The following is a 23,943-nucleotide window of genomic DNA, read 5'->3' as shown; positions in this document are numbered from 1 at the left end:
CTCGGTGATTCCGTAGGGCGGGGAACGCCCCAGGCGTTATACAACGGCGAGCGCTGAAGTTGCCGGCGAAACACGGACGTAGGATGGGTGGAGCCTGCGATACCCATGCTGTTGGGGCGCAGGAATGATGGGTATCGCTGCGCTCCACGCCATCCTACCTTGGCGCTCCCTTGGCGCCCGGTGATTCCGTAGGGCGGATCACCCTTGCATCAGCTCCGCCAGAAGCTCTTCCTTCAACTTCGCCAGCAACGCATGCCCACGCTCACGCGGATGCGGCAGATCCACCCGCACCTCATGGCGAATCCGCCCCGGCCGCGCGTCCATGACGATCACCCGGTCGCCCAGGTACAGCGCCTCTTCCACGTCGTGGGTGACCATGATCATGGTGCTGCGCTGCTGCACCCAGATGCGCTGCAACTCATGCTGCAGGCGCACGCGGGTGAGAGCGTCGAGGGCGCCGAAGGGCTCGTCCAGCAGCAGCACCTTGGGCCGGGTGATCAGCGCGCGGGCGATGGCGGCGCGCTGCGCCATGCCGCCGGAGAGCTGGTGCGGATAGGCCTGCTCGAAGCCGGTCAGGCCTACCAGCTCCAGGTGCTCGGCCACCCGTTCGCGCTTCTCGGCGCGGCTGAGTTTCTGCTGCTTCAGCGCCAGGGCGACGTTCTCTTCCACCGTCTTCCACGGGAACAGGCGGTGGTCCTGGAACACGATGCCGCGCTCCAGGCCGGTGCCGGTCACGGCCTGGCCGTCGAGGAGGATGCGCCCGCTGTAGTCGTTCTCCAGGCCGACAATCAGGCGCAGCAGCGAGGATTTGCCGCAGCCGCTGGCGCCGACGATGCTGACGAACTCGCCGGGGCGCACCGCCAGGTCGATGTTCTCCAGCACCGGCAGGCTGCGGCCGTCGATGGAATAGGCCTTGCTCAGGCCCTGGATGGCCAGCGCGCCGGGTTGCGCCTGCTGGGCCGGAAGGAGGGCGGGATCGAGGATCGCGTTCATGGTCTGGGCACTCATAACGAATAGGCCGAATCTGGAAAGAGCTAGCGCAGGTTGCGCCAGCGCAGCAGGTGGCGCGCGGCGCGGGCGAACAGCTGGTTCATGGCGTAGCCGAGCAGGCCGATGCTGAGCACGCCGATCACCACGATCTCCATGCGCGAGCCGGTCTCGGCGTTCATCATCAGGTTGCCCAGGCCCATGCCGGTCGAGAGGAACAGCTCGCACCCCACCGAGCTGACCCAGGCGAAGGCCAGCGCGTGCAGGACGCCGTTGCTCAGGCTGGGCAGCGCGCCGGGCAGCAGCACTTCGCGGAACTGCTGCCAGGGGCCGAAGGCATACAGGCGGCCGACTTCGCGGTAACGCTTCTCCACGTCGCGGAAGCCTTCGAAGGCGTTCAGCGTCATCGGGTAGAAGGCGGCGAGGCTGACGATCAGCACCTTGGACGGCTCGCCGCTGCCGAACCACAGGGCGATCAGCGGGATCAGGCCGAGGATCGGCACCTGGCGGATGGTGTGGTAGAGGGGTGCGAACAGCCGCTCGAGCGGCCGCGACAGCGCCATGCCGGCGCCCAGTGCGAAGCCGGCAAGCACGCCCAGCAGCAGGCCGAGGCAGGTGCGTTGCAGGCTGGCGGCGACGCTCAGCCACAGCTCGCCGGTCCTGATCAGCTCGACGAAGCCGGCGCCGATGCGCTCCAGCGGTACGAAGGCATAGGCCGCGCTGGCGCCCTGCTGTGACTGCCAGTGCCAGGCGGCGATCAGCAGCGCCGGCAGGACCAGCCCGCGAAGGCTCTTGAGAATGCGGATCATGGCGTCGGTCTCCAGCGCAGCAAGCGCTTCTCCAGCAGGCGGAAGGCGAAGTCGAGGACGAAGCCGATGGCCCCGGTGACCACTACGCCGACCATCACGATGTCGATGCGCAGCATCTGCCGGCTCAGCTCGATCATCTGCCCCAGGCCGCTGTCGGCGGCGAGCAGTTCGGCGGCCACCAGCACCATCCAGGCGCGGCTCAGGCTGATGCGCAGGCCGGTGACAATGGGCGGCGCGGCGGCGGGGAAGGCAACGTCGCGCAGCAGGCTCCACAGCGGAAGGCGGTACACGCTGGCGACCTCGAAGTAGCCGCGCGGAATGCCCTTCACGCCTTCGCTGGCGGCCAGCGCCACGGGGAAGAAAGCGGCCTTGGTGACGATCAGGATCTTGAAGGTCTCTTCCACGCCGAAGAACAGGATGAACATCGGGATCAGCGCGATCGACGGTACCTGGCGCAGGGTGTGGAACAGCGGCGCGCAGTAGGCCTCCACGGTCTTCGACAGCGCCATGGCGGTGCCCAGCAGCAGCCCGCCGACGGCGCCGATGGAGAAACCGATGGCCAGGCGCGACAGGCTGTTCACCACGTGCTCGTGCAGCTCGCCGCTGGCCAGCAGGTCCTGGAAGCTGGCCCAGACTTCCGCCGGCGGCACCAGCAGTTGCGGCGGAAACCAGCCGGCGCGGGCGACGGCGAACCAGGCCAGCAGCAGGAGCAGCGGCGAGGCGAACCAGCTCAGACGATCGAATGTTCGGCGCATGTCTCAGCCCTCCTGCCCGAGCAATGGCCCGGCGCTCTGGCGGCGCTGCTTGCGTTGCCAGCAGAACAGCGCGGCCAGCAGTACCAGGGGAATCCAGCAGAGGAACAGGTTGCCCAGCCCGACGAAGTGGCTGATCGCCCCGCCCAGCAGCGCGCCGGAAAAACTGCCGGACATGGACGCGAGGTTGAACAGGCCGGAAATCTTGCTCTTGTCCATGGCGTGCTCGCCCAGCTGGGCCATGTTCACCAGGTGGATGAGTGCCGCCGCAGCGCTGAGCAGCACGCCGCCCAGCGCGAGCAGCCAGTAATCGCGGGCGACGCCGAGCAGCAACAGTGCGGCCAGCGCTGCGCTGAGGCTGCCGACGTAGGCCAGACGCCGGCCGCTGCGTTCGATCAGGTAGCCGAAGCCGAACAGCCCGAGCACCGAGGCCAGGCCCTGGATCATCACCAGGCTCACCGCCTGGCTTTGCGACAGGCCGGCGACGTCCATCGCCAGCAGCAGGATGAAGGTGCCGAACAGCGCGCTGGTGGCGGCGCTGAGCAGCTCAATCAGGCAGCTCTCGGCGATCTCGACATTGGCCAGCATGGCGCTGACCTGTTGCAGCAGCCCGCCGGTGGCGGCGGCCACGGGCAGGTCCTCGGCGGGTGCCTCGCCTTCCCAGAAACCCAGGCTGTAGAAAGCCATCAGGCCGAAGCACAGGCCGATGGCGGCAAAGCCCCAGGTGAAGCTCGCCGCGCCGCTCAGCCAGTTGCCCAGCAGCGGGCCGAGCAGGCCCATCCCCAAAGTCAGCGAGCCGCGGTACCAGCCGGCCTTGTCGTTGCCGATGCGCTTGAGCTGGCGCAGGAAGGCGCTGTTCATGGCGACGATGCGGAAGGGGATGCACAGGCCGATCAGCAGCCGCGCACAGGCCAGCCACAGCCACCCGCCGAACAGTGGGATGGCCAGGTTCAGCAGCATCGGCCCGAGGCTGGCGAGAAAGTACACGCGGCGCGCGCCGAAGCGGGCGATGACGAAGCCGGCGGGCAGGGTGAGGATCACCATGCCGAGCGCTTCCATGGCCGAGATGATGCCGATCTGCATGGCATTGGCGCCGATGCTGATGGCGTACAGCGTGGTGACGATCTTCGCCATGCCGATGGTGGCGCCGCTGAACGCCGCCAGCAGCATGAAGTTGAGCAGGAAGGCGGCGGGCCGCGCCGGGCTAGATGGCGACATCGATCTTCCCCAGCAGGGCTTCCAGCGGGCGTGGGTCGATCCAGTCGTCGACGCTGAAGTCTTTACCGATGAATGCCCAGCGCTGCAGGAAGGCGGTGAGGTCGCGCAGGGCATTGACCGAGCGCTCTGCCAGGTTGGTCTGCAGGCGCAGGTGGGCGTCTTCGCCATAGGCGCTGGCGACCCAGAACTCGCTGGTGTTCAGCTCGCGGGCGAGGAAGCGACGGGTTTCTTCGGGGTGCGCCCAGGCCCATTGCTCGGCGCGCAGCACGGTGTCGAGCACCAGCACGGCGGCATCGAAGTGTTCGTCCAGCAGTTGCTGGTCGACGGTCAGGGTGCGCGGCGTGCCGATGTTCGAGCGCACCAGCGGCTCGGGGTGCGAGCCGACGTCCATGACCACGTGCAGGCCGAACTCGTGGGCCAGCTGCAGACCGTGGGCGCCCTTGAGGAAGATGGCGTCGATGTCGCCGCGCAGCAGGCCGATCAGCTCGTTGTTGCGCTGCACCACGCGGTTGCCCTTGAGCGCCACCTGGGCGCCGAACACGTGGCGCACCGGGTCGTCGCTGAAGGTGCCGCCGTAGGGGTAGTCCACCAGCTCGACGTCGCGAACCTCCAGGCCCTCCAGGCGCAGGGCGTTTTCCAGGCCACGCAGTGACTGGGCGCGAGTGAAGTCGATCTGCACGTTGGCCCACTTCGGCAGGCCGAAGCGCCGGTGGCGCAGGTCGCGGATGCTGCGCACGCCGCTGTCCGGGGCGCTGACGATGAGCTGCACCTCGTCGCTCCACGACAGCCCGACCACCCGCGTGCGCGCGCCGCTGGCGCGGGCCCAGATGGCCGGGATGTTGCCGCCGTGGCGCACGGAGTAGGGCAGGTGATGGTCGAAGTGCGCCTCGCGCACCTCGCGTTCGGACGACTCGCGCAGCGACTGGATGCGCGTGCCGAACGGGCGGAAGGCCTGGGCCAGGCGCCCGGATTCGACGGCGATGCCGAGGCCCGTGGGAACGGGGCTGTGGGTGTACCAGAGGGTTTCCAGCGGTGTGCTCATGGGTGTCCGTCGGGGGATGAAAGCCCCCGCGTCGTCGCGCGGGGGCCGGGTCGGGAAACAGAGGGAATCGCCCTCGTGACGTTGCTCAGCCGGTCTTTTGTGCAAGGCGACTGCGCAGGGCTTCCAGCGGGCGCGGGTCGATCCATTCGCGCACGTCGAAGCGCGCCGGGATGAAGTTCCAGCGCTGCAGGAAGTCGGTGAAGTCCTGCAGGGCGAGGATCGAGCCTTCGTCGAGGTTGGTGCGCAGGCGCAGGTGGGCATCCTCGCCGTAGGCGGTGGCGACCCAGAACTCGCTGCTGTTGGTTTCCCGCGCCAGGTAGCGGCGGGTGTCGTCCGGATGCTGGTGCGCCCAGTCCTCGGCACGCAGTACCGAGGCGAGGATCGCGGTGGCGGCGTCGGGGTGTTGCTCCAGCAGGTTGAGGTCGACGCTCAGGGTGCGCGGCGTGCCGTTGTTGGCGCGGATCAGCGGCTCCGGGTGGGCGCCGGTGTCGATCACCGTGTGCAGGCCGAACTGCTGCGCCAGCTGTACGGCGTGGGCGCCCTTGAGGAAGATCGCATCGACCTCGCCCCGTAACAGCCCGACCAGTTCCGGGTTCTGGCTGCGCCGACGGCTGCCGCCGTGGCCGGTGATGCCGACGATGTTGCCCGGCGCTTCGTCGCTGAAGGTGCCCTTCAGGCCGAAGTCCACCAGCTCCAGGTCGCGCACTTCCAGGCCTTCCAGGCGCAGGGCGTTTTCCAGGCCGCGAATGGCCTGGGCGCGGGTGAAGTCGATCTGCGCACCGCTCCAGTCCGGCAGGCCGAAGCGCCGGCCCTTGAGGTCGCGCACGGTGCGGATGCCGCTCTCGGCGGTGGTCAGGATCAGCTGCGCCTCGTCGGCCCAGGACAGGCCGATCACGCGGGTTTCGCGGCCGCTGGCGCGGGCCCAGATGGCCGGGATGTTGCCGCCGTGGCGTACCGAGTTCTGCAGGGTGTGATCGAAGTGCGACTCGCGCACCGCCTGGTCGGCGGACTCGCGCAGCGACTTGATCTGCGTGCCCTGCTCGGCGAGGGATTCTTCCAGCCAGCCTTTCTGCACGGCGATGCCGAGGCCGGTGGGCACCGGGCAGCGGGTGTACCAGAGGGTATCGAGGGGACGGGACATGTTCAGCTCCTTGTGGCTCAGGCGCGGGCCTTGAGTGCGTGGACGTCGGCGCGTTTGCCCTGCACCAGCGGCAGGACTTCCTGGCCGATGCGCAGGGCTTCTTCCAGGTGCGGGTTGCCGGCGAGGATGAAGGTGGAGAAGCCGGCGTCGCGGTATTCGGCGAGGCGTTCGGCGACGTTCTCGTGGCTGCCCACCAGGCCGATGGTCGGCCCCGGCTTGGCCTTGCCGAAGCCGGCCCAGAGGTTGGGGCCGAGGATCAGGTCGTCGAAGCGTTCGACGTTCTGGTGGTAGGCGGTTTGCCGCGCGGCGCCGACGGAGTCCGAGCCGGTGGCGAAGTTCTTGATGAAGGCGCTGGTGCGCGCATCGATGCGCTCGTACTGGCGGCGCAGTTCGCTCCAGGCGGCCTCTTCGGTCTCGCGGGCGAACAGGTCGATGCGGATGCCGAAGCGGATCTCGCGGCCCTGCTTGTCGGCCAGCTCGCGCACCCGCTCCAGATGCGGCTTGAGCTTGTCGATGGGTTCGGCCCAGTTGAGGTAGACGTCGGCGTGCTTCGCCGCAACGTCCAGCGCCGGGTCCGAGAAGCCGGAGAAATACACGCCGGGCTTGCGCACGTTGCGCAGCGCGATCGGCAGCGAGCCGTTCTCCAGCTGGTAGATGTCGCCCTGGTAGGAGAACTGCTCGTTCTTCCACAGGCCGTCGATGATGTCGAGGAACTCGCCGGTGCGCTGGTAGCGCTTGTCGTGGTCGAGGAAGTCGCCGTTGGCGCGCTGGCTGGCGGGGTTGCCGCCGGTGATGATGTTCCACTCCAGGCGGTCGCGGGACAGGTGCTGGAGGATTGCCGCCTGCTGCGCCGCGTAGGCCGGCAGGGTCCAGGCGGCCTGGAAGGCGATCAGGAACTTGATCCGGCGGGTCTCGCGGGCCAGGGCGGCAGCGGCGATCCACGGCTCCGGCCCGGTGGGCAGCAGCGCGCCCTCGAAGCCGGCGATCTCGGCGGCCTTGGCCACCTGGGCGATGTAGTCGATGTAGGTGAAGCCGTCCGGCTCGCCGTTGGGCAGGCGACCCGGGGCGATGTTGCCGGGGCGCTCGATGTGGCTGCCGCGGTTGTTCTTGTCCGAGGCGAGATAGGGACCGTCGCTGCCCAGCGGCAGTCGCCAGAAGAATTCGGTGCTCATGACCATGCTCCTTTGCTTGGCGGGGGCAGCGTCGTGCTGCTCGTACAGGGTCTTGAGCAAGGGCTGTGCCCAAAGCCTGCAGGCCAGGCGAGGCGGGGCTTTCAGGCGGGCGTGCTGCTGTGGCAGCAGGGCGTTTGTCTGTACAGCAGCAGTGGGTCAGCAGGGGATGCTGGGCGGGCAGCAATTTCGCCCGTTTCGCCAGGGTTGGTGCCCGTTTGTTGGCTTTCTGTTCATTCAACTAATTGATTTGTATTGATATTTTTTAGTGGCACAAGTCCTGCTCAGTTAGTGGAACACCGCCACGCGGTTCATCCATCCCCGACTGCCAGGAGGCACTTCATGTCCACCCTCGACCCGCAACTCGCCAGCCAGCTCGAACAGGTCCGCCGCGACTTCGCCAAGGCCTTCCGCGTGCTCAAGGAGAGCCGCACCCTCACCGCCACCAACACCTACCAGGCCTACGTGCGCGTGCCTGACAGCGACAAGGTGATCGCCGTCCACGCGCCGAACCCCTGGGCTGATGACCAGGAAATCCGCGCGGTGGTGGCTACCTACGACGGCGAAGTGATCCTCGACGAAAGCATCCCCGGCGCGACCCCGCTCAGCGGCCGTGGTGCAGGCGGCAACGGCAAGCGCTACGCGGCAATCTTCCAGGCGCGCCCGGAAGTGAACGTGGTGATCCATGTGCATACCGCCTACCTCGGCGGCTGGGCCAGTGCGCACCGCGTGCTGCCGATCCGTTATGCCGCCTCCCAGCGCGTGACCCTGGCCCGCGAGCTGCCGATCTACATCGACCGCCGCCAGCCCGAACCGCTGTTCATCCTCGACAGGCTCGCGGAGAACCCGCACACCCCGGCCATCCTCGAAGCCAACGGCGGCGCGACCTTCTGGGGCGACGACCTGATCAAGGCGTCCAAGCTGATCCTGCTGCTGGAGGAAGGCGCCTACTTCCAGGGCCTCGCCGAAAGCCTCGGTGGCTCCCAGGAATTCGGCCCCGGCGTGCTGGAACAGCAGTGGAAGATGACCGGCCTCTGGGAACAGGGCCAGAAGCTGCTGGGCGCGGCGGCCTGATTTCTGCCCGGCATGAAAAAGCCCTCTTGCGAGGGCTTTTTTGTGGGCGCGGACTGCGCTTTTCGTAGGACCGAGGGGACGCCCAGTCCTTGCTCGCGAGCCGCCCCCGCAGCGGGGTTTGTTCGCGAGCAATAGCGATGGCAGATGCCCCTGTAGGAGCGGGCCATGCCCGCGAAATCCCAAGCGGCGGAAGGCGGGATGGCAGGTATGCGCCGATGGCATGTGCATGTTGGTTGAGCGCCGGCCCTGCCGGCGGGTCGCGGGCATGGCCCGTTCCTACAGGTCGCTCCGTAGCACTTTGATGGCGTAGGAGCGGACTCGGTCCGCGATGTGCAACAGGCCCGCTCCCAGCCGCCGGCAAGCTATCGCGGACAGAGTCCGCTCCTGCGCTCAGATCAAGGCTTGGCGGCGACAGAAGGGCCGGCGCTGCGCTGCCAGAAGCTATCCAGCTGCAGGTTCTTCAAGCCCTGCTCGACGAACTTCGGCTCCAGCAGGTCTTCCACCTTCACCTCGTTGCGGATCAGCTTCGCCTTCAGGCTGTAGGCAATGCCGTCGGTGTAGTGCTGACGCAGGGCGTCGTCGTAGAGCGGGGAGAAGTGCGCTGACCAGGGCTCGCCGGAGACCTCGCGCTGCAGCACGCTCAGCGGCACGCCGGAGCGGGTCTGGGCTTGCTGGTACTCGGCCTGGTTGGCGTCCTGGGAGACCCACCACGCGGCTTTCAGGTAGGCGTCCACCACCAGCTGGGTGAGGTCGGGATGGTCTTTCACGAAGTCCTTCGCGCCCCAGACCTCGGCGCGCATCTTCCAGTCCGCCGGGGCCTCCTTGCTCGACCAGATGATGCGGCCGACCTGTTTGTCTTCCAGCAGGAAGGCATCGCTCAGGGTGAAGAAGGCATCCACCCGCCCGGCACTCAGCGCGGCGGCGCCAGCCTGCGGGTTGAGGTTGAAGATGCGGAAGTCGTCGAAGCCCAGGTGGTTGGCGTCCAGCAGCTTGGCGAACGACAACTCCCACGGCCGACCGCGGTGCAGGGCGATGCGCTTGCCCTTGAGGTCGCCGATGGATTTCGCCGTGGAGCCTGGCGGCACCACCAGGTAGACGTTGTTGCCGATGCCGCCGGGGACGATCAGCTGGGTCTGCACGCCCGAGGCGTTGGCGATGATCGACGGCAGGTCGCCGTAGAAGGCGAAGTCGATGCGCCTGTTGGCGAACTCCTCGTTGACGAAGGTGCCCACCGAGCCGGTGGCGGCGGGCACCCACTCCAGCTTGATGCCGCGCTGGGCCAGTTGCTGTTCCAGCCATTTGTCGCGGTCGATCACGTAGGACGGGCCGTTGAAGGTGATTTGCCCGGCATTGGCGTAGGCCACCGTGGCGATGCGCAGGGTGGTTGGCTGCTCGGCGGCCAGGGCGTGGCCTGCGAGCAGCACGGCGGCGGCCGGCAGCAGCCGGCGCAGCGCGCGATGCAGAAGGTTCATGGGGATTACCTCGCTCAGAAGTCGGTGGTGACCGAGACGCCGAAGGTGCGCGGGTCGCCGTACATGACGGCGGCGGTCTGGTAGCCCGTGGGCAGGGTGTGGTTGCGGTATTCCTTGTCGGTGAGGTTGTTCACATAGGCGGTGATGCGCGTGGTCTCGCCCGGCAGCTCGTAGGTCACCCGCGCGTTGCCCAGGGTGTAGCCGCCGGTGCGCATGTTGGCGCTCTGGTCGTTGGTGAAGAAGTACTGGCGGCTGCGGGTGTTCCAGTCGGTGCCCAGCACCACTGCGCCGCCGACGTTGAGCGGGATGCGGTAGTCGGCGCCGATCACCGCCGAGACGCTGGGCGCGCGGACGAAGTGGTTGCCGGAATAGTCGTCGTTGCCCGAGGTGTAGTCGGTGAACTCGGTGTGCAGCAGGCCCAGGCCTAGGTTCAGGTGCAGGTTCTGCACGGGGATGGCTTCGAGTTCGAACTCGGCGCCGTAGGCCTCTCCCTGGGCGCCGTTGGCCAGGCGCGAGACGGTCTGGTTGTTCACTGCGGTGACGATGTTGAGCTGGATGTCCTCGTAGTCGTAGTAGAAGACGCTGGCGTTGGCGTTCAGGCGGCCGTCGAACCATTCCGACTTCAGGCCCAGCTCGTAGGAAGTGAGGTATTCCGGATCGACCTTGGCCACCGTGGCCTGGCTGGTGACGCCGGCGTTGTAGCCGCCGGAGCGGAAGCCGCGAGCGTAGCGGAAGTAGGCACGGGCGTTATCGGAAATCCGGTACTCGGGCGTCAGGTCCCAGCTGTAGTCGCTCCAGGTGTTGCTCTCGTCCTGGGTGGCGTTGACGATCAGCGGCGAGTCGACGTTGCCCGGCTGCCACCAGTGGCCGTCGCCGAAGCTGGCGGCGCCCCGGTTGACCAGGCGCGCGAGGTCGATGTCCTTGGTCTCGCGGGTCCAGCGCAGGCCGGCGGTGACGCTGAAGTCGTCGGTGAAGTTGTAGGTGGTGCTGCCGAAGATGGCGTAGCTCTCGGTCTTCTGGTCGTAGCTGACGTTGTTGTAGTAGCTGGGGATATAGGCGTTGGGCAGCGCCGCGTTGGCGTTCTTCGATTCCAGGTCTTCGTTGAAGTAGTGGAAGCCCAGTACCCAGTTCAGCCGGTCGCTGCGCGGCGAGGCCAGGCGCAGCTCCTGCGACCACTGCTGGCTGTCGGCATAGCTGTAGCTGCGCTGCAGTTCCAGCGGGGTGTTGTCGCTGTCGGTCCAGCCGTCGCGGGTGAAGTGCTCGAAGGCGGTAATGGAGGTCAGTTCGAGGTCGCCCAGTTGCCAGACCAGGTTGAGGTTACTGCCGGCCTGGTCGATCTCGGCCTGGTACTTGGCGTTGAAGTTGGCCTTGCCCAGTTTCGGGTCGATGGAATAGCCGAACTGGTTGGTGCCGTCCGGGCGGGTGCCGTAGCTCACGGTGTTGTAGCTGGCGGTGTCGTGGTAATGGCGGGCGTGGACGTTGAGGTTGGCGTCGAGGTTGTCGTTCACCCGCGCGGCCAGTTGCAGGCGTACGGCGTCGTCTTCCAGCGCGCCCTGGTCGTTGCCGTCGTTCTCGTTCTCGGTATAGCCGTCGCGGCCCTGGTGGTGGAAGGACAGGCGGCCGGCCAGCTTGTCATCCACCAGCGCGTCGCTCACCGCGCCTTCGACGATGCGGTTGGCGTAGTTGCCCAGGTCGACCTTGAAGTAGCCCTCGGGGCTGAAGGTCGGCTTGCGCGAGATGAAGTTGATCGCGCCGCCCGTGGTGTTCTTGCCCCACAGGGTGCCCTGCGGCCCGCGCAGCACTTCCACACGCTCCTGGTCGAACAACGGGAAGCCGGTGGCGCTGATGTTGGCGATGTACACGTCGTCGACGTAGATGCCGATCGGGCTGACCGTGTTGGCGCCCTGGTCGCCGGTGCCCAGGCCGCGAATCCACCAGCGCGGGCGACCGTGCCCGTCGGTGGTACCGGCGGAGGCGTTGGGGGTGTAGCGGGTGACCTCGCTGGCCGATTGCAGGGAGGCGTCGCGGATCTTCTCGCCGCTGAGCACGGTGATCGGTGCCGGCACTTCCTGTACCGACTCCTCGCGCTTCTGCGCGGTGACCACCACCTTGCCGAGGGTCGGTGCGGCGCTGGTTTCTTCGGTTTTCGGCGACTCGCTGTCGGCGGCATGGGCGACGACGCTGGCCAGGCTCGCCAGGATGGCAAGGGAAAGGGTGCTGCGTTTGAACATGGTGTCCCCAGGGGGCGGCGAAAGGACGGCTGGCTCTTTGGTGCTCGGTCGTCGCCGCAAGGCATGAAGCGGTTGTTGCGTTGCTCTTGTGCTGGCTCACGCGTGATGAAGGCCGGAAGGCTTGCCGGGGCCATCGCAACATCCGTACCGCTTTCCGGGTCAATTTTAAGTTGCTGATATCAAAGGATTTTCAGGGAAGCCTGCGCACGCTGTGCTGCTGCAGAAGCAGTCCATGCTGGGCTGTCGCTGCCTGGGCAGCAGCAAGGCAGCAGTCGCCGGACAGAGCGGCGCGGCTTTCGTCGCAGTGCCGCTGGAACGCAATGTGCAGCTGGTAAGCTGGTCGCTTGAAAGCCCTGGAGTTGGTAATGAATACGCTCTTGCCGGAGCAGCCCCTGCAACGCTTCCCGCGCAATCTGCGTGGCCGCGATTTCGTGGTGGGGGATGTGCACGGCCATTTCGAACTGCTGCAGCGCCTGCTCGACGAGGTCGGATTCGATCCGGCCGCCGACCGCCTGTTCGCCGCCGGCGACCTGGTGGATCGCGGGCCATATTCGCCGCAGGTGCTCGACTGGCTGGCCAAGCCCTGGTTCGCCTCGGTGCGCGGCAATCACGAGCAACTGGTGATCGACGTGGTCCTGGCCGGCGATGACCGCGACCTGCACTTCCGCAATGGCGGCACCTGGCTCTACAAGCTCACGCCGGTGACCCGCGAGCGCATTGCCCGGCGCCTGCAGCAATTGCCGCTGGTGATCGAAGTCGAACTGGGGGAAGGTCGTCGCGTCGGCATCGTGCATGCCGAGGCGCCGGTCTCACCGGCCTTCCCCGACTGGGACAGCGGCGTCGCCGCGCTGGCCGGCGAGCTGGGTGAAACCGCCCGGCGCAACGCCGTCGGCCTCGCGATGTGGGCACGCACGCGGATCGAGAAGGAAGACGCCACGGTCATTGCCGGGCTGGAGCGCCTGTACGTCGGCCACACCGCGCAGAACGCCGTACGCCCACTGGGCAACACCCACTACATCGACACGGGCAGCGGCTACTCAGACGGCTGCCTGAGCCTCGTCGACATGCACAGCGGCAAGGTGGAAACGGCGGCCGCGCGCTGAGCGACCGCCGGGGCGATCACTCGCCGCGGATGTACTGTTCCAGTTGCTGGATCAGCTCGGCCTGTTCGGCGATGGCGGCCTTCACCAGGTCGCCGATGGACAGCAGCCCCAGCAGCTCGCCGTTCTCCACCACCGGCAGGTGGCGCAGGTGGCGCTCGGTCATGATGCCCATGCACTTGTCGACGTTCAGGTGGGTGTCCACGGTGATTACCGGTGCGGTCATCACCGCGCTGATCGGCGTGTCTTCCGAGTTGCGCCCCTTGAGCGCCAGGCGCCGGGCGTAGTCGCGCTCACTGAAGAAGCCGACCAGTTGGTTGGCTTCCACCACCGGCAGGCCGCCGAGGTTCTTCTCCGCCATCAGGCGCAGTGCATCGATCACCAGCGCATCCGGGGCGATGGTGTAAACCTGCTGGTCCGCCTTGGCGTTCAACAGCTGAGCCACAGTCTTCATTCCTACCCCCTGTTCGTCGTCGCACGGCGCGATGCCCGTGGTCCATAGAGAATCGTGGACGAATCGCGATCCGGCAAGGCCGGAAAGCGCCGTCCGCCGTCACGGGAGCGTCATCCTCCCGCGGGGCGACTTATACTGTGATTCCCTTCCCTGTTTCCCCCCACGAAAGACCGGCCATGACTGACGAAGACCTCGACCTCCACGAGCCCGAACACGACCACCTGCTGGACCTCGACGACGACCTCGACGGCCTGCTGGAGGAGGATGCGGCGTTCTTCGAGGACCCGCCCGGCGATCATGAGGAGGATGACGAGGAAGTGGAGGAATACCAGCCGGGCCTCGACGATGAAGAGGATTGGTAGTGGGCTGACCTTCGGACGATATCCGGGCGTCATGATTGGCTGGCAGAATGCTGGCCAGACAATAATAGAGAATGCACCATGCGCAACGTCACGCTCGCCCTGGCCGTTTCCCTGCTCTGTGGATGTTCCTCGGACGTCCGCCGGGATGACCGCACCGCGCCCATTTCCCTCTACCGCGACACCCGCCACGTGATGGTGGTGAACTTCCAGCCCGACGCCACCGTGGCGGCCAACCCGCGCTGGGGCGCGCTGAAGGCCAGCTGGCGCGAAGCGCTGCGCGACGAGGCGGGATCGGCCGATTACCAGCTCACCGAGCAGGACGGCGAACCGAGGGCCACCGATACCCTGTCCACCCTGGTGGTGATCGAGGTCGGCGCCGGCCACAACGCCAACAACCGTCCCGGCAGTGGCGACGAGGAGTGGATCACCTCCACCGTGCGCTACCACGACGGCCTGACCGGCCAGCTGCTCGCTTCGCGCCGCTATGAAAGCGAAGCCGACGGCGACCTGTTCACCTCGATGGGCTCCTCCGAAGTCAGTGCGGTGTCCGAACAGATAGTCGACGAGATCACCAGCGCCCTGCTGGTTGCGCGACCGTCCCGCAGCCTGCCGGCGCCACTGCCTGCCACCACGCCAGCGCAGCCGCCCGAGGCGGTGCCACCGCCGGTCTCGCCTACCGCGGCGGAAACCGTCGCCCACGTCTCCCGCCCACTGAGCCAGGAGCAGCAGCTGATGGAGCTGCAACGGCGCAACCTGCCGTACGAGGAATACCGCGACGAGTACCGGCGGATCATGGGGCACTGAAGCGCCCGGTCGGATAGCGAAAGACCCGCTCGAGGGCGGGCCTATGCCAGACGGGGCCGCCCAGGCGTCAGAGGTCGAGCAGGTTGCTGTTCATCCGGTAGAGAATCGACATGAAGCTCAGCAGTTCCTGCTCGGGAATGTTGCGGCAAACCTGCTGCCAGGCGAGGTTGATGTCGCCGTTGATCTTGTCGTTGATCAGCTTGCCCTGCCGCGTCAGTGACAGGTAGATCTGCCGCAGGTCCGGGCCGGTCCTCTTCTGGATGACGATGAGGCCGCTCTGCTCCAGGCGCGCCAGTGATCGCGTCAGGTTCTGGTGGGGCATGCCCAGCTGGTTCGCCAGGTCGTTCTTGGTGGCGAACCCATCTTCGCGAAGATTATCGAGAATGAGGCGATCAACGAAGGTGATGCCGACGCTGTTGATGATCGGCTCAAGATACTTCTGCCAGAGTGCATGGTTGGTTCTCAGTAACTCGGTGAGTTGAGTGAGTTCTCTTTCCTTCATGCAGGTTCTCTTGATGCAGACTCTCTTGGCGCCGCTATCTGCCGATCATGGTTTGCACTCCGGTGATGAAGAGCGTTGCGCCGATGCAGGCAAGAACCAGGTAGGAAATCTGCTTGATCGCGCTCATGGCCTGTTCACCCAGCCACTTCGATACCGGGACGCTGAAGTGAAACAAGCTACCCAGCACCGCTGTGACGGTCAAGGCAGCCAGGCTGACCGAGATAGGGCTGGCGGTCTCGCTGGTGAGCCTGATGACCACCGAGATGGCGGCCGGCCCGGCGATGACGGGAATGCACAGCGGCACGACGGCGATATTGCTGCTCGGGCGCCGTGCGCTGTCCGATGGATCGTTGAGCCCCTGCAGGCAGGAGATCAATAGCGATAGCCCGCCCGCAACCTGCAGTGAGGCGAGGGTGATCCCGAGCAGACGAAACAGCTCCATACCGAACCAGATGCAGATCAGCAGTGTAATGGCGACTGCCAGCGTGGTTTTCTTTCCGGTACGGCTTATATCGTCAGCGGGCATGCCCTGCGTGTAGGACGTGAAGATGGAAAACATCGTCAACGGATTGATGATGATGGCAATGCCACTCAGGCTCACCAGGTAGTTACGAAACATGGCGGGGGCTCGCTATCGAGGCGGATTGAGCTGCCGGTCAGTGCAACTGGTTCTTCAGGATTTCGCCGTTCTTGATGACCATCTGCACATGAGTGCCCGCGGCATCGAAGACGGAGAGATCCTGCAGCGGGTCCTGGTCCAGTACGATCAGGTCCGCCAGGGCGCCCGGTGCGACCACGCCGAGCTGGTCCTGCAGATTGAGCAGTTCGGCGTTCACCCGCGTCGCCGATTGCAGGACGTCGAAGGGGGTATCGACCTGGGCCCGGAGTTTGAATTCATCGGTCTGGCAGTTGTGGAACTCGCCCAGCAGGTCGGTGCCCAGGCCGATCTTCACGCCGTAGCGACGAGCCACGCGCACGGACTCCAGCGCCTGGCTCTGCACGTCTTTCAGCTTGATCAGCACCGAGTCGGGGATGCCCGCCGCCGGGTTGCCAGCGTTCAGGATGAAAGCGTTGTAGATCGACAGCGTCGGCACCAGAAACGCGTCGTGCTCGTGCATGACCTGGGCAGCCTCGGCATTGAGCAGATTGCCGTGTTCGATGGAGCGGACCCCGCAGCGCACGCAGCGGATGATGGCGGCCGGTGAGTAGGCATGGGCCATGACGTAGCTGTTGTAGCGCTCGGCCTCGTCGACGATCACCGATAGTTCGGCTTCGGAATACTGCAGGTTCTCGATCCGATCATTCGGTGAGGCGATGCCGCCGCCAGCCATGACCTTGATCTGCGAGGCGCCCATGCGGAACTGCTCGCGCACGGCCTTGCGCACGGCACTGAGGCCGTCGGCGATGACCGAGATGGTGGAACCAGTACGCAGGCTGCAGGCACAGGTGATCATCGGGCTGGACGGATGGCGGAAGTCGCCGTGCCCGCCGGTCTGGCTCAGGGCCCGACAACTCATGAACAGGCGCGGCCCGCGAATCACCTGGTCTTCGATGGCGCGCTTGATGCCCGCGTCGGCGCCCCCGGCGTCGCGCACGGAGGTGAAGCCGCGATCGAGCATGCTGGCGAGGAAGCTGAAGCTGCGTGCATAGATGTAGCCAGGTAATTCGGTCTCCTGGTTCAGGTCCACCTGGCTGGCGGTGATATGGACATGGGCGTCGATCAGTCCGGGCATCAGGAACTTGCCCTTCAGGTCGATGGTGAGGGTGTCCTGAGGGGCGGGTTGGTGGGCTTCATGGAGGGAAAGGATCTTTGACCCGCCGACGAGAATGTCGCTTTTGCGCAGGCTTGGGTGCTTGCCGTCGAATACCTGGGCGTTCTTCAGAAGAATGTTCATGACTACCTCTTCGTGAGTTCTCCAGTACTACGGCTTGAAAACCTACGCTCGAGGAAAATTGAAAGCAATGCGTTCTAAATAGCCATGAGAATGATCTCAAGGTGCCGGGCTTGCCGGCTAACTCATTGATCCGAGAGAGGCTATGGAAGCTGCGGAGGTCTGCCGGAACAGACGAGCGCCGCGCTTTGTGTGACGTCGCGCAACTTTTGTGGCGGACATGAAAAAGCCCGCCTGAGCGGGCCTTCCTCGTCTGCGTCGCGTTGGGGTAACCGAGGGGCGAGCGGCTAGAACCAGCCTCCGCCCGACAGTTCCTGCTCGCAGCTCTTGTACTGGGCGCCGTACAGGTAGGCGCGCGCCTGGACCTTCTGCGACACCGTCTTCAGCCACGGCTTGGCGTCGTAGCTGCGCTGGCGATAACCGCCCCAGCCTTCGTGATAGTTCAGGTACTGGCCGTAGGCGTCCCACTTGGAGACGCGATTCACGCTGTAGGTCTTGTTCATGTACCAGCCCATGAAATCCAGCGCGTCGGCGAAATCGTCGCGGTCGGCGCCCCAGCCGCCGGCTTCCTTCTTGTAGTCCGCCCACGTCTCGTCCTTGGCCTGGGCGTAGCCATAGGCGGAACTGACCCGGCCCCAGGGGATGAAACCGAGGAAGTAGTAACGCGGAGGCAGGGCGTCGTGCCGGAAGGAAGACTCCTGGTACATCATCGCCATGGGCACCTGGACGGTCCCGCCCCAACGCTTCTGCACCTGCAGCGCCGCTTCGTGCCATTTCGGCTTTTCGCGGAAGATCTCGCAGAGGTTCTCGGGGTTCGCCGGCGGTTTGGTGGCGCACCCGGCAAGGGCCAGGAGCAGGGCGGGCAGCAGAAGCCGGAGCATGGGCGGTTTGTCCTTTTCGCGCGCGATGGCGCAAGGCTTATACAGCCTCTGGTGGCGAAGAGGAATCGTCGGGCGTCGAGGGTCTTCCCGGCCTGAAAGCCTGGCTTGCGCGGCGCCGGCCACCAGAAACAGGAAAGCCCGCTCAGGGCGGGCTTTTCAGGCGGTTTCGCAGACTGCCTGAAGCAGTTCGAAACAAAGGGATATGGCGCACCAGGCGGGATTCGAACCCACGACCCCTGCCTTCGGAGGGCAGTACTCTATCCAGCTGAGCTACTGGTGCGTATGCCGCGGCTGGCGCGGCAGGCGGCAATCATACGCATCTCCCGTGCAGGCGTCCAATGCGGGTACGCTCGTTCATGATATCGAACGAAAACAGCCGCTTGTCGGTAGAAAACCTCCGAAAACCCTCGGTGAGCGGATACCTTCGTTGGTTTTGTCGAACGAGCTATTGCCCTTTGCAGTCGGGGGCCCTAGGATTCGTTTGAGATTTCAAACGCCTCCCCATCACAACAACAGGAGACCGGAGCATTGGCATCACACCAGCCGGCCATCAGCCTGCGGGATGACAGTCTTCCGTTGCACCCACCGCATGTCCCTTGTGACAGGTCTCCGTGCGGCTTCCGTCGATCAGCGTACCGGAAGGTTGTAGGGCAGTCGTACTCCTGGGCCGAGCCCGGGAATCTGTGCGTGAACGAGTTCAACCAGACCGGGCAATGACCCCGGCCTGCGTTTTTCCGTGTCCGCATGCCGAGCGAACTAAGAGCCGTTCGCCTGGCGTCGCCTCCAAGCTGAGGCGCCATTCGCCTCCAGCGTCGATACTGATCGGCCGGGGTGAATGAACGGCAGAGACTGCGGTCTCTCCCATCCAGACAACAAGGCAGGCGGGGACTCGAGGTAGACCCGCCGTCCACAGGCTTTCCTCGAAAGGAGACAGGTCATGCAACTCAATGATGCCAAGCTGTTCCGCCAACAGGCTTACATTGACGGTTCCTGGGTCGACGCCGACAACGGCAAGACCATCAACGTGAACAACCCGGCTACCAATGAGATCATCGGCACCGTGCCGAAGATGGGCGCCGACGAAACCCGTCGTGCCATCGAAGCTGCCGACAAGGCCCTGCCGGCCTGGCGTGCGCTGACCGCGAAAGAGCGCGCCAACAAGCTGCGCAAGTGGTTCGACCTGATGATCGCCAACCAGGACGACCTGGCCCGCCTGATGACCATCGAGCAGGGCAAGCCGCTGGCCGAAGCCAAGGGCGAGATCGCCTACGCCGCCTCCTTCCTCGAGTGGTTCGGCGAAGAAGCCAAGCGCATCTACGGCGACACCATTCCGGGCCACCAGCCCGACAAGCGCATCATCGTGATCAAGCAGCCGATCGGCGTCACCGCGGCCATCACCCCGTGGAACTTCCCGTCCGCGATGATCACCCGTAAAGCCGGCCCGGCTCTGGCCGCTGGCTGCACCATGGTGCTCAAGCCTGCTTCGCAGACCCCGTACTCCGCCCTGGCCCTGGCCGAGCTGGCCGAGCGCGCCGGCATTCCGAAGGGCGTGTTCAGCGTCGTTACCGGCAGCGCCGGCGAAGTCGGCGGTGAGCTGACCAGCAACCCGATCGTGCGCAAGCTGACCTTCACCGGCTCCACCGAGATCGGTCGCCAGCTGATGGCCGAATGCGCCAAGGACATCAAGAAAGTGTCCCTGGAACTGGGCGGCAACGCTCCGTTCATCGTGTTCGACGATGCCGACCTGGACGCCGCCGTCGAAGGCGCGCTGATCTCCAAGTACCGCAACAACGGCCAGACCTGCGTCTGCGCCAACCGCCTGTACGTACAGGACGGCGTGTACGATGCCTTCGTCGAGAAGCTGAAGGTCGCCGTGGCCAAGCTGAACATCGGCAACGGCCTGGAGCAGGGCATCACCACCGGCCCGCTGATCGATTCCAAGGCTGTCGCCAAGGTCGAAGAGCACATCGCCGACGCCGTTTCCAAGGGCGCCAAGGTCCTCACCGGCGGCAAGCCGCACGCCCTGGGTGGCACCTTCTTCGAGCCGACCATCCTGGTCGACGTACCCAAGTCCGCCCTGGTGTCCAAGGACGAGACCTTCGGCCCGCTGGCGCCGGTGTTCCGCTTCAAGGACGAGGCTGAAGTCATCGCCATGTCCAACGACACCGAGTTCGGCCTGGCTTCCTACTTCTACGCCCGTGACCTGGCCCGCGTGTTCCGCGTCGCCGAGCAGCTGGAATACGGCATGGTGGGTATCAACACCGGCCTGATCTCCAACGAAGTGGCGCCGTTCGGTGGCATCAAGGCCTCCGGCCTGGGCCGCGAAGGTTCGAAGTACGGCATCGAGGACTACCTCGAAGTCAAATACCTCTGCCTCGGCGGTATCTGATCCGTTTTTTCCGTGGGCGCGGGGTGGCAGGCAAGAGCTGACAGCCACCTTCGCGTCGGCGTTTTCCGGTGGTAGCACCGGACAACCCGTCCGGCGGGCCGCAAGTGCCACGACAGTCGATCATCGTATGCTGTCGTGTGTGGCTTCTCCCCGCTTTCATCCTTTGATCCGGTCGCCCGATGAGCGGCCACTGAGGAAGCTATGAGCAAAACCAACGAATCCCTGCTGCAACGTCGTCAGGCCGCCGTACCGCGCGGTGTAGGCCAGATCCACCCGGTCGTCGCCGAGCGCGCCGAGAACTCCACCGTGTGGGACGTCGAAGGTCGTGAGTACATCGACTTCGCCGGCGGCATTGCCGTTCTGAACACCGGTCACCTGCACCCGAAAGTGGTTGCCGCCGTTCAGGAGCAACTGACCAAGCTGACCCACACCTGCTTCCAGGTGCTGGCGTACGAGCCCTACATCGAGCTGGCCGAAGAGATCGCCAAGCGCGTTCCGGGCAACTTCCCGAAGAAGACCCTGCTGGTCACCTCCGGCTCCGAAGCCGTTGAAAACGCCGTCAAGATCGCCCGTGCCGCCACCGGCCGCGCTGGCGTGATCGCCTTCACCGGCGCCTACCACGGCCGTACCATGATGACCCTGGGCCTGACCGGCAAGGTCGTTCCGTACTCCGCTGGCATGGGCCTGATGCCGGGCGGCATCTTCCGCGCCCTGGCTCCGTGCGAACTGCACGGCGTGAGCGAAGACGAGTCGATCGCCAGCATCGAGCGCATCTTCAAGAACGACGCCCAGCCGCGTGACATTGCTGCCATCATCATCGAGCCGGTTCAGGGCGAAGGTGGCTTCTACGTCAACTCCAAGGCCTTCATGCAGCGCCTGCGCGCCCTGTGCGACGAGCACGGCATCCTGCTGATCGCTGACGAAGTACAGACTGGCGCTGGCCGTACCGGCACCTTCTTCGCCACCGAGCAACTGGGCATCGTTCCGGACCTGACCACCTTCGCCAAGTCCGTTGGCGGTGGTTTCCCGATCTCCGGTGTTTCCGGCAAAGCCGAAATCATGGACGCCATCGCTCCCGGCGGCCTGGGCGGCACCTACGCCGGTAGCCCGATCGCTTGCGCCGCGGCCCTGGCCGTGCTGAAAGTGTTCGACGAAGAGAAGCTGCTGGAGCGTTCGCAAGCCGTTGGCGAGAGCCTGAAGGCGGGTCTGCGCGACATCCAGGCCAAGCACAAGGTCATCGGCGACGTTCGCGGCCTGGGTTCGATGATCGCCATCGAGCTGTTCGAAGGCGGTGATCACAACAAGCCGGCCGCTGAACTGGTCAGCAAGATCGTGGTTCGTGCCCGTGAGAAAGGTCTGATCCTGCTCTCCTGCGGTACCTACTACAACGTGATCCGCTTCCTGATGCCCGTCACCATCCCTGACGCGCAGCTGGAAAAAGGCCTGGCCATCCTGGCCGAGTGCTTCGACGAACTGGCCTGAGCCTTCCCGCTCTAACGGTTCAAAAGAAGGCCCGCGCAAGCGGGCCTTTTTTATGGGTGCTCTTTCTGTGTTTGTTTGTGTGAATTGTGCGCCGAAGTTGATGGCGCGCATGGGAAAGCTCGTGGGCTTTGGACTACGCTGCGCAGTATCCGAAGGCCGTTGGCCGGCGGCATCCGAAGGACCGGGCACGCGGCAGGGAAGGCTCAGGATCGGTTGTTTCCGCCCGCGACGGCATCTGTCCCGAACGAGGTGCGATCCATGAGCGTTTCTCCCGGTGTGCTGGTCGCTGCCAGCGACCCCTGGAGCCGCGAGCTGCTCGGCCAGCTGGTGCTGAGCGTGCGCTGCGACGCGACCGTCGAGTTCTGCGAGGACGGTGATACGGCCATCGAGGCCTGTCGCCGGCATCCCTTCGCCCTGATCCTGGCCGAGCGCGAGCTGCCCGGCAGCGACGGCCTGGAACTGCTGCGCCATGTGCGCATGCGCCGCCGCGGGCCGGTTGCCCAGCCCTTCATCCTGATCAGCTCCAAGGCCGATGCCGCCAGCGTGCGCGCTGCCTTGCCGCTGGCGCCTACGGCCTACCTGGTCAAGCCCTTCAATGCCGAGAACCTGCGCGAACGCTTGCGTTCGCTGCTGCTGGCGCCGGGGGAAAACGTCGTCTGCGAGCTGCCGACCCTGGAGCAGAGCCTGTCGCTGGAGCGCTTCCTGCAGACCGAGCGCGACGCCACTGAAGGTGCGCCGCTGATGGGCGAGGTCGGTGCAGCGGTGAATCGCTGCATGGAAGCCAGCGACATCAACCTGGAGATGCTCGAACAGGAGTTCGGCCACGATCCACAGATCACCGCCTGCCTGATCTCCGCCGCCAACAGTGCCGCGCGGCACGTCGGCATGCCCTGCCAGACGCTGATGCAGGCGCTGTCGCGCCTGGGCGTGGCGCAGGCGCTGAACCTGATGCTGGCCGTGGCGCTGCAGCGCGCTGCGACGCTCGATGACCCGCTGCTCAAGGAGCGAGCCGAGCGCTTCTGGGAGCTTTCCCGGCATACCGCCGACGCCGCCTTCGCACTGGCCGAGTCCCTCGGCGCCGATGCCGATCGCTGCTTTACCGCCGGGTTACTGCACTGCCTGGGCGATCTGGCACTGCTGCGCAGCCTGCAGGACTGGCACAGCGCGGGTGGTGAACTGGGCGAGGCGGACGTGGACAAGGCCCTGAAGGAGCATGGTGCGAGCTTCGGCTCTGCCTTGCGCACCCGCTGGCGCCTGCCCCTGGAGCTGCGCAACCTGATCGCCGCCGCCTACGCCATCGACAATGGCGTGTTCAGTCGTGAGGCGTTGATCGTCAATCTTGCCGCCAGTGCGGCGCGTCTGCCGGAAGAGGAGCTGCCCAGGCTCAAGGACCACAAGGCCGCGCGCATGCTGCAACTGACGCCGGCGCAGCTGGGCTATCTGGGGCGGACCTGAGCGCTCAGGACGAGGTGTAGTAGTACTTCTTCGCCCAGGCGTAGGGTCGTTGCCGCTCGGCGCACCAGGTGGCGAAGTCGCCTTCGGGCTGTGCCGAGTAGGCCTGCCAGTCATCCAGCATCGCCGATAGCTGCACGGCTTCCTTGGCGGGTCGGGCGAACGGGCTGGCGTCCGGCGCCTCGGCGATGAGTTGCGCCACCCGCTCCAGCGCTTCGCGCGCACTGGCCGGCTCACCGATGAAGAAGCCCTCGTCCAGATGGTGCATCGCGTAGTCCGCGGCGCCCAGGGCAAAATCGATCAATCGGTAGCGGACAGCGACATCGTCCGGACCCACCGCCAGCGCCCGGCGCAGGAGATCGCCATCGTTCTGCAGCAGCCCCAGCCAGCGCAGCGGCGCGTGCGCCGTCGGTGCGCTGGCGATCCAGGCTTGCAGTGTCGGGACCAGGAAGCGCGCGAGCAGCGGCTGGGCAAGGAACTGGTGGGCTTCGCGGGTCTGGCTGTGCAGCGTGAGTATCTGCAGGCTCAGTTCGCGGGCTGGCAGAGTGTCGAGGGCAGGGGCATTGCGCAGGAACCCTTCGAGGGCGGCAAACGCCTCGCGACGCACGCCTCGACTGCGGGCGCGGGCGTAATCCGCCAGCGCCTGCAGGCCGGGCAGGCTCGCCAGTTCATCGGCGAGCCGCTCCAGTCCTTCGAAGTTTTCCTGGTTCCAGTAGTGCATGAGCCGCTG

22 protein-coding genes and 1 tRNA gene are annotated in these 23,943 nt (G+C 65.8%); 7 read left to right on the top strand and 16 right to left on the bottom strand.

The genetic code is table 11. The annotated features are described in order from the left end of the window. Nucleotides 1-198 precede the first annotated feature (198 nt). The 7 genes from IB255_RS12585 to IB255_RS12555 form a co-directional block, all read right to left on the bottom strand. Entirely contained in the window at nucleotides 199-993 is a 795-nt protein-coding gene (locus IB255_RS12585; RefSeq protein WP_151188984.1) for an ABC transporter ATP-binding protein, read from the bottom strand. 41 nt (nucleotides 994-1,034) lie between these two features. Next, nucleotides 1,035-1,796, bottom strand: coding sequence for an ABC transporter permease (locus IB255_RS12580; RefSeq protein ID WP_192210432.1), 762 nt, complete (start codon nucleotides 1,794-1,796; stop codon nucleotides 1,035-1,037). Next, nucleotides 1,793-2,551 carry an ABC transporter permease gene (locus tag IB255_RS12575; protein ID WP_192210431.1) on the bottom strand — a complete coding sequence of 253 codons (759 nt, stop codon included), beginning with the start codon at nucleotides 2,549-2,551 and terminating at the stop codon, nucleotides 1,793-1,795. Before IB255_RS12575 ends, IB255_RS12580 begins: the two co-directional genes overlap by 4 nt. Before the next feature lie 3 nt (nucleotides 2,552-2,554). Then, nucleotides 2,555-3,766 carry an MFS transporter gene (locus tag IB255_RS12570; protein WP_192210430.1) on the bottom strand — a complete coding sequence of 404 codons (1,212 nt, stop codon included), beginning with the start codon at nucleotides 3,764-3,766 and terminating at the stop codon, nucleotides 2,555-2,557. Further along, nucleotides 3,753-4,808 (bottom strand): ABC transporter substrate-binding protein, encoded by a 1,056-nt coding sequence (locus IB255_RS12565; protein WP_081518751.1) that lies wholly within the window; start codon nucleotides 4,806-4,808, stop codon nucleotides 3,753-3,755. Before IB255_RS12565 ends, IB255_RS12570 begins: the two co-directional genes overlap by 14 nt. An 85-nt stretch (nucleotides 4,809-4,893) precedes the next feature. Next, nucleotides 4,894-5,949: an ABC transporter substrate-binding protein gene (locus IB255_RS12560; RefSeq protein WP_192210429.1), complete on the bottom strand. Its 1,056-nt coding sequence runs from the start codon at nucleotides 5,947-5,949 to the stop codon at nucleotides 4,894-4,896. A gap of 17 nt (nucleotides 5,950-5,966) precedes the next feature. Continuing rightward, nucleotides 5,967-7,121, bottom strand: coding sequence for an LLM class flavin-dependent oxidoreductase (locus tag IB255_RS12555; RefSeq protein WP_081518749.1), 1,155 nt, complete (start codon nucleotides 7,119-7,121; stop codon nucleotides 5,967-5,969). Nucleotides 7,122-7,460: 339 nt separating this feature from the next. Here IB255_RS12555 and IB255_RS12550 point away from each other — a divergent pair, with 339 nt between their 5' ends. Then, nucleotides 7,461-8,192 (top strand): class II aldolase/adducin family protein, encoded by a 732-nt coding sequence (locus tag IB255_RS12550; RefSeq protein ID WP_081518748.1) that lies wholly within the window; start codon nucleotides 7,461-7,463, stop codon nucleotides 8,190-8,192. A 395-nt stretch (nucleotides 8,193-8,587) separates the two neighbouring features. On the opposite strand, the gene IB255_RS12545 is transcribed toward IB255_RS12550, so the two are convergent. Together IB255_RS12545 and IB255_RS12540 are read right to left on the bottom strand one after the other, a co-directional pair. Then, nucleotides 8,588-9,664 (bottom strand): ABC transporter substrate-binding protein, encoded by a 1,077-nt coding sequence (locus IB255_RS12545; RefSeq protein ID WP_081518747.1) that lies wholly within the window; start codon nucleotides 9,662-9,664, stop codon nucleotides 8,588-8,590. 14 nt (nucleotides 9,665-9,678) lie between these two features. Continuing rightward, nucleotides 9,679-11,895, bottom strand: a complete 2,217-nt coding sequence (locus IB255_RS12540; RefSeq protein WP_081518746.1) for a TonB-dependent receptor — start codon at nucleotides 11,893-11,895, stop codon at nucleotides 9,679-9,681. A 365-nt stretch (nucleotides 11,896-12,260) separates the two neighbouring features. Here IB255_RS12540 and IB255_RS12535 point away from each other — a divergent pair, with 365 nt between their 5' ends. Beyond that, nucleotides 12,261-12,998: a metallophosphoesterase gene (locus IB255_RS12535; RefSeq protein ID WP_081518745.1), complete on the top strand. Its 738-nt coding sequence runs from the start codon at nucleotides 12,261-12,263 to the stop codon at nucleotides 12,996-12,998. Nucleotides 12,999-13,014: 16 nt separating this feature from the next. Here IB255_RS12535 and IB255_RS12530 read toward each other — a convergent pair whose 3' ends face one another. Further along, entirely contained in the window at nucleotides 13,015-13,449 is a 435-nt protein-coding gene (locus IB255_RS12530; protein WP_081518744.1) for a CBS domain-containing protein, read from the bottom strand. A 176-nt stretch (nucleotides 13,450-13,625) separates the two neighbouring features. Between IB255_RS12530 and IB255_RS12525 the strand changes: the two genes are divergently transcribed. Then, a complete protein-coding gene (locus IB255_RS12525) occupies nucleotides 13,626-13,811 on the top strand; it encodes a hypothetical protein (protein ID WP_081518743.1) in 186 nt (61 codons plus the stop codon). Between the two features lie 78 nt (nucleotides 13,812-13,889). Continuing rightward, nucleotides 13,890-14,615: a hypothetical protein gene (locus IB255_RS12520; RefSeq protein WP_081518742.1), complete on the top strand. Its 726-nt coding sequence runs from the start codon at nucleotides 13,890-13,892 to the stop codon at nucleotides 14,613-14,615. A 67-nt stretch (nucleotides 14,616-14,682) separates the two neighbouring features. Here the strand turns inward: IB255_RS12520 and IB255_RS12515 are convergent, their stop codons facing one another. The 5 genes from IB255_RS12515 to IB255_RS12495 all read right to left on the bottom strand — a co-directional run bounded on the left by IB255_RS12515 (nucleotide 14,683) and on the right by IB255_RS12495 (nucleotide 18,170). Continuing rightward, nucleotides 14,683-15,117, bottom strand: coding sequence for a MarR family winged helix-turn-helix transcriptional regulator (locus tag IB255_RS12515; protein ID WP_081518741.1), 435 nt, complete (start codon nucleotides 15,115-15,117; stop codon nucleotides 14,683-14,685). Between the two features lie 34 nt (nucleotides 15,118-15,151). Next, nucleotides 15,152-15,736: a MarC family protein gene (locus IB255_RS12510; protein ID WP_081518740.1), complete on the bottom strand. Its 585-nt coding sequence runs from the start codon at nucleotides 15,734-15,736 to the stop codon at nucleotides 15,152-15,154. Between the two features lie 37 nt (nucleotides 15,737-15,773). After that, nucleotides 15,774-17,012 carry a metal-dependent hydrolase family protein gene (locus IB255_RS12505; RefSeq protein ID WP_081518739.1) on the bottom strand — a complete coding sequence of 413 codons (1,239 nt, stop codon included), beginning with the start codon at nucleotides 17,010-17,012 and terminating at the stop codon, nucleotides 15,774-15,776. 284 nt (nucleotides 17,013-17,296) lie between these two features. Beyond that, the gene (locus tag IB255_RS12500) at nucleotides 17,297-17,890 is read right to left on the bottom strand and encodes a hypothetical protein (protein ID WP_081518738.1); all 594 of its coding nucleotides are present in this window, start codon (nucleotides 17,888-17,890) and stop codon (nucleotides 17,297-17,299) included. A 203-nt stretch (nucleotides 17,891-18,093) separates the two neighbouring features. Next, a tRNA-Arg gene (locus IB255_RS12495) sits at nucleotides 18,094-18,170 on the bottom strand. A 657-nt stretch (nucleotides 18,171-18,827) separates the two neighbouring features. Between IB255_RS12495 and gabD the strand changes: the two genes are divergently transcribed. The 3 genes from gabD (at nucleotide 18,828) to IB255_RS12480 (ending at nucleotide 23,216) form a co-directional block, all read left to right on the top strand. Then, nucleotides 18,828-20,279: an NADP-dependent succinate-semialdehyde dehydrogenase gene (gabD, locus tag IB255_RS12490; protein WP_081518737.1), complete on the top strand. Its 1,452-nt coding sequence runs from the start codon at nucleotides 18,828-18,830 to the stop codon at nucleotides 20,277-20,279. 201 nt (nucleotides 20,280-20,480) lie between these two features. Beyond that, on the top strand, nucleotides 20,481-21,761 hold the full coding sequence (gene gabT / locus IB255_RS12485) for a 4-aminobutyrate--2-oxoglutarate transaminase (protein ID WP_045213232.1): 1,281 nt from the start codon (nucleotides 20,481-20,483) through the stop codon (nucleotides 21,759-21,761). 258 nt (nucleotides 21,762-22,019) lie between these two features. Next, on the top strand, nucleotides 22,020-23,216 hold the full coding sequence (locus tag IB255_RS12480; RefSeq protein ID WP_081518736.1) for an HDOD domain-containing protein: 1,197 nt from the start codon (nucleotides 22,020-22,022) through the stop codon (nucleotides 23,214-23,216). Nucleotides 23,217-23,220: 4 nt separating this feature from the next. Here IB255_RS12480 and IB255_RS12475 read toward each other — a convergent pair whose 3' ends face one another. Continuing rightward, nucleotides 23,221-23,934: a hypothetical protein gene (locus tag IB255_RS12475; protein ID WP_081518735.1), complete on the bottom strand. Its 714-nt coding sequence runs from the start codon at nucleotides 23,932-23,934 to the stop codon at nucleotides 23,221-23,223. Between the last annotated feature and the right edge of the window lie 9 nt (nucleotides 23,935-23,943).

Source organism: Pseudomonas sp. PDM22 (genome assembly GCF_014851965.1).
In the GTDB taxonomy this organism is placed as follows: domain Bacteria; phylum Pseudomonadota; class Gammaproteobacteria; order Pseudomonadales; family Pseudomonadaceae; genus Pseudomonas.
The sequence above is the reverse complement of the archived record's forward strand: the minus strand, read 5'-3'. Positions and strand labels throughout refer to the sequence as shown.

Coding starts and splice junctions, on each gene's coding strand:
- IB255_RS12500 (WP_081518738.1), bottom strand. CDS start 17,890: ATGCTCCGGCTTCTGCTGCCCGCCCTGCTCCTGGCCCTTGCCGGGTGC.
- IB255_RS12565 (WP_081518751.1), bottom strand. CDS start 4,808: ATGAGCACACCGCTGGAAACCCTCTGGTACACCCACAGCCCCGTTCCC.
- IB255_RS12560 (WP_192210429.1), bottom strand. CDS start 5,949: ATGTCCCGTCCCCTCGATACCCTCTGGTACACCCGCTGCCCGGTGCCC.
- gabD (WP_081518737.1), top strand. CDS start 18,828: ATGCAACTCAATGATGCCAAGCTGTTCCGCCAACAGGCTTACATTGAC.
- IB255_RS12555 (WP_081518749.1), bottom strand. CDS start 7,121: ATGAGCACCGAATTCTTCTGGCGACTGCCGCTGGGCAGCGACGGTCCC.
- IB255_RS12550 (WP_081518748.1), top strand. CDS start 7,461: ATGTCCACCCTCGACCCGCAACTCGCCAGCCAGCTCGAACAGGTCCGC.
- IB255_RS12535 (WP_081518745.1), top strand. CDS start 12,261: ATGAATACGCTCTTGCCGGAGCAGCCCCTGCAACGCTTCCCGCGCAAT.
- IB255_RS12530 (WP_081518744.1), bottom strand. CDS start 13,449: ATGAAGACTGTGGCTCAGCTGTTGAACGCCAAGGCGGACCAGCAGGTT.
- IB255_RS12540 (WP_081518746.1), bottom strand. CDS start 11,895: ATGTTCAAACGCAGCACCCTTTCCCTTGCCATCCTGGCGAGCCTGGCC.
- IB255_RS12480 (WP_081518736.1), top strand. CDS start 22,020: ATGAGCGTTTCTCCCGGTGTGCTGGTCGCTGCCAGCGACCCCTGGAGC.
- IB255_RS12505 (WP_081518739.1), bottom strand. CDS start 17,012: ATGAACATTCTTCTGAAGAACGCCCAGGTATTCGACGGCAAGCACCCA.
- IB255_RS12545 (WP_081518747.1), bottom strand. CDS start 9,664: ATGAACCTTCTGCATCGCGCGCTGCGCCGGCTGCTGCCGGCCGCCGCC.
- IB255_RS12475 (WP_081518735.1), bottom strand. CDS start 23,934: ATGCACTACTGGAACCAGGAAAACTTCGAAGGACTGGAGCGGCTCGCC.
- IB255_RS12575 (WP_192210431.1), bottom strand. CDS start 2,551: ATGCGCCGAACATTCGATCGTCTGAGCTGGTTCGCCTCGCCGCTGCTC.
- IB255_RS12525 (WP_081518743.1), top strand. CDS start 13,626: ATGACTGACGAAGACCTCGACCTCCACGAGCCCGAACACGACCACCTG.
- IB255_RS12570 (WP_192210430.1), bottom strand. CDS start 3,766: ATGTCGCCATCTAGCCCGGCGCGGCCCGCCGCCTTCCTGCTCAACTTC.
- IB255_RS12580 (WP_192210432.1), bottom strand. CDS start 1,796: ATGATCCGCATTCTCAAGAGCCTTCGCGGGCTGGTCCTGCCGGCGCTG.
- gabT (WP_045213232.1), top strand. CDS start 20,481: ATGAGCAAAACCAACGAATCCCTGCTGCAACGTCGTCAGGCCGCCGTA.
- IB255_RS12520 (WP_081518742.1), top strand. CDS start 13,890: ATGCGCAACGTCACGCTCGCCCTGGCCGTTTCCCTGCTCTGTGGATGT.
- IB255_RS12585 (WP_151188984.1), bottom strand. CDS start 993: ATGAACGCGATCCTCGATCCCGCCCTCCTTCCGGCCCAGCAGGCGCAA.
- IB255_RS12515 (WP_081518741.1), bottom strand. CDS start 15,117: ATGAAGGAAAGAGAACTCACTCAACTCACCGAGTTACTGAGAACCAAC.
- IB255_RS12510 (WP_081518740.1), bottom strand. CDS start 15,736: ATGTTTCGTAACTACCTGGTGAGCCTGAGTGGCATTGCCATCATCATC.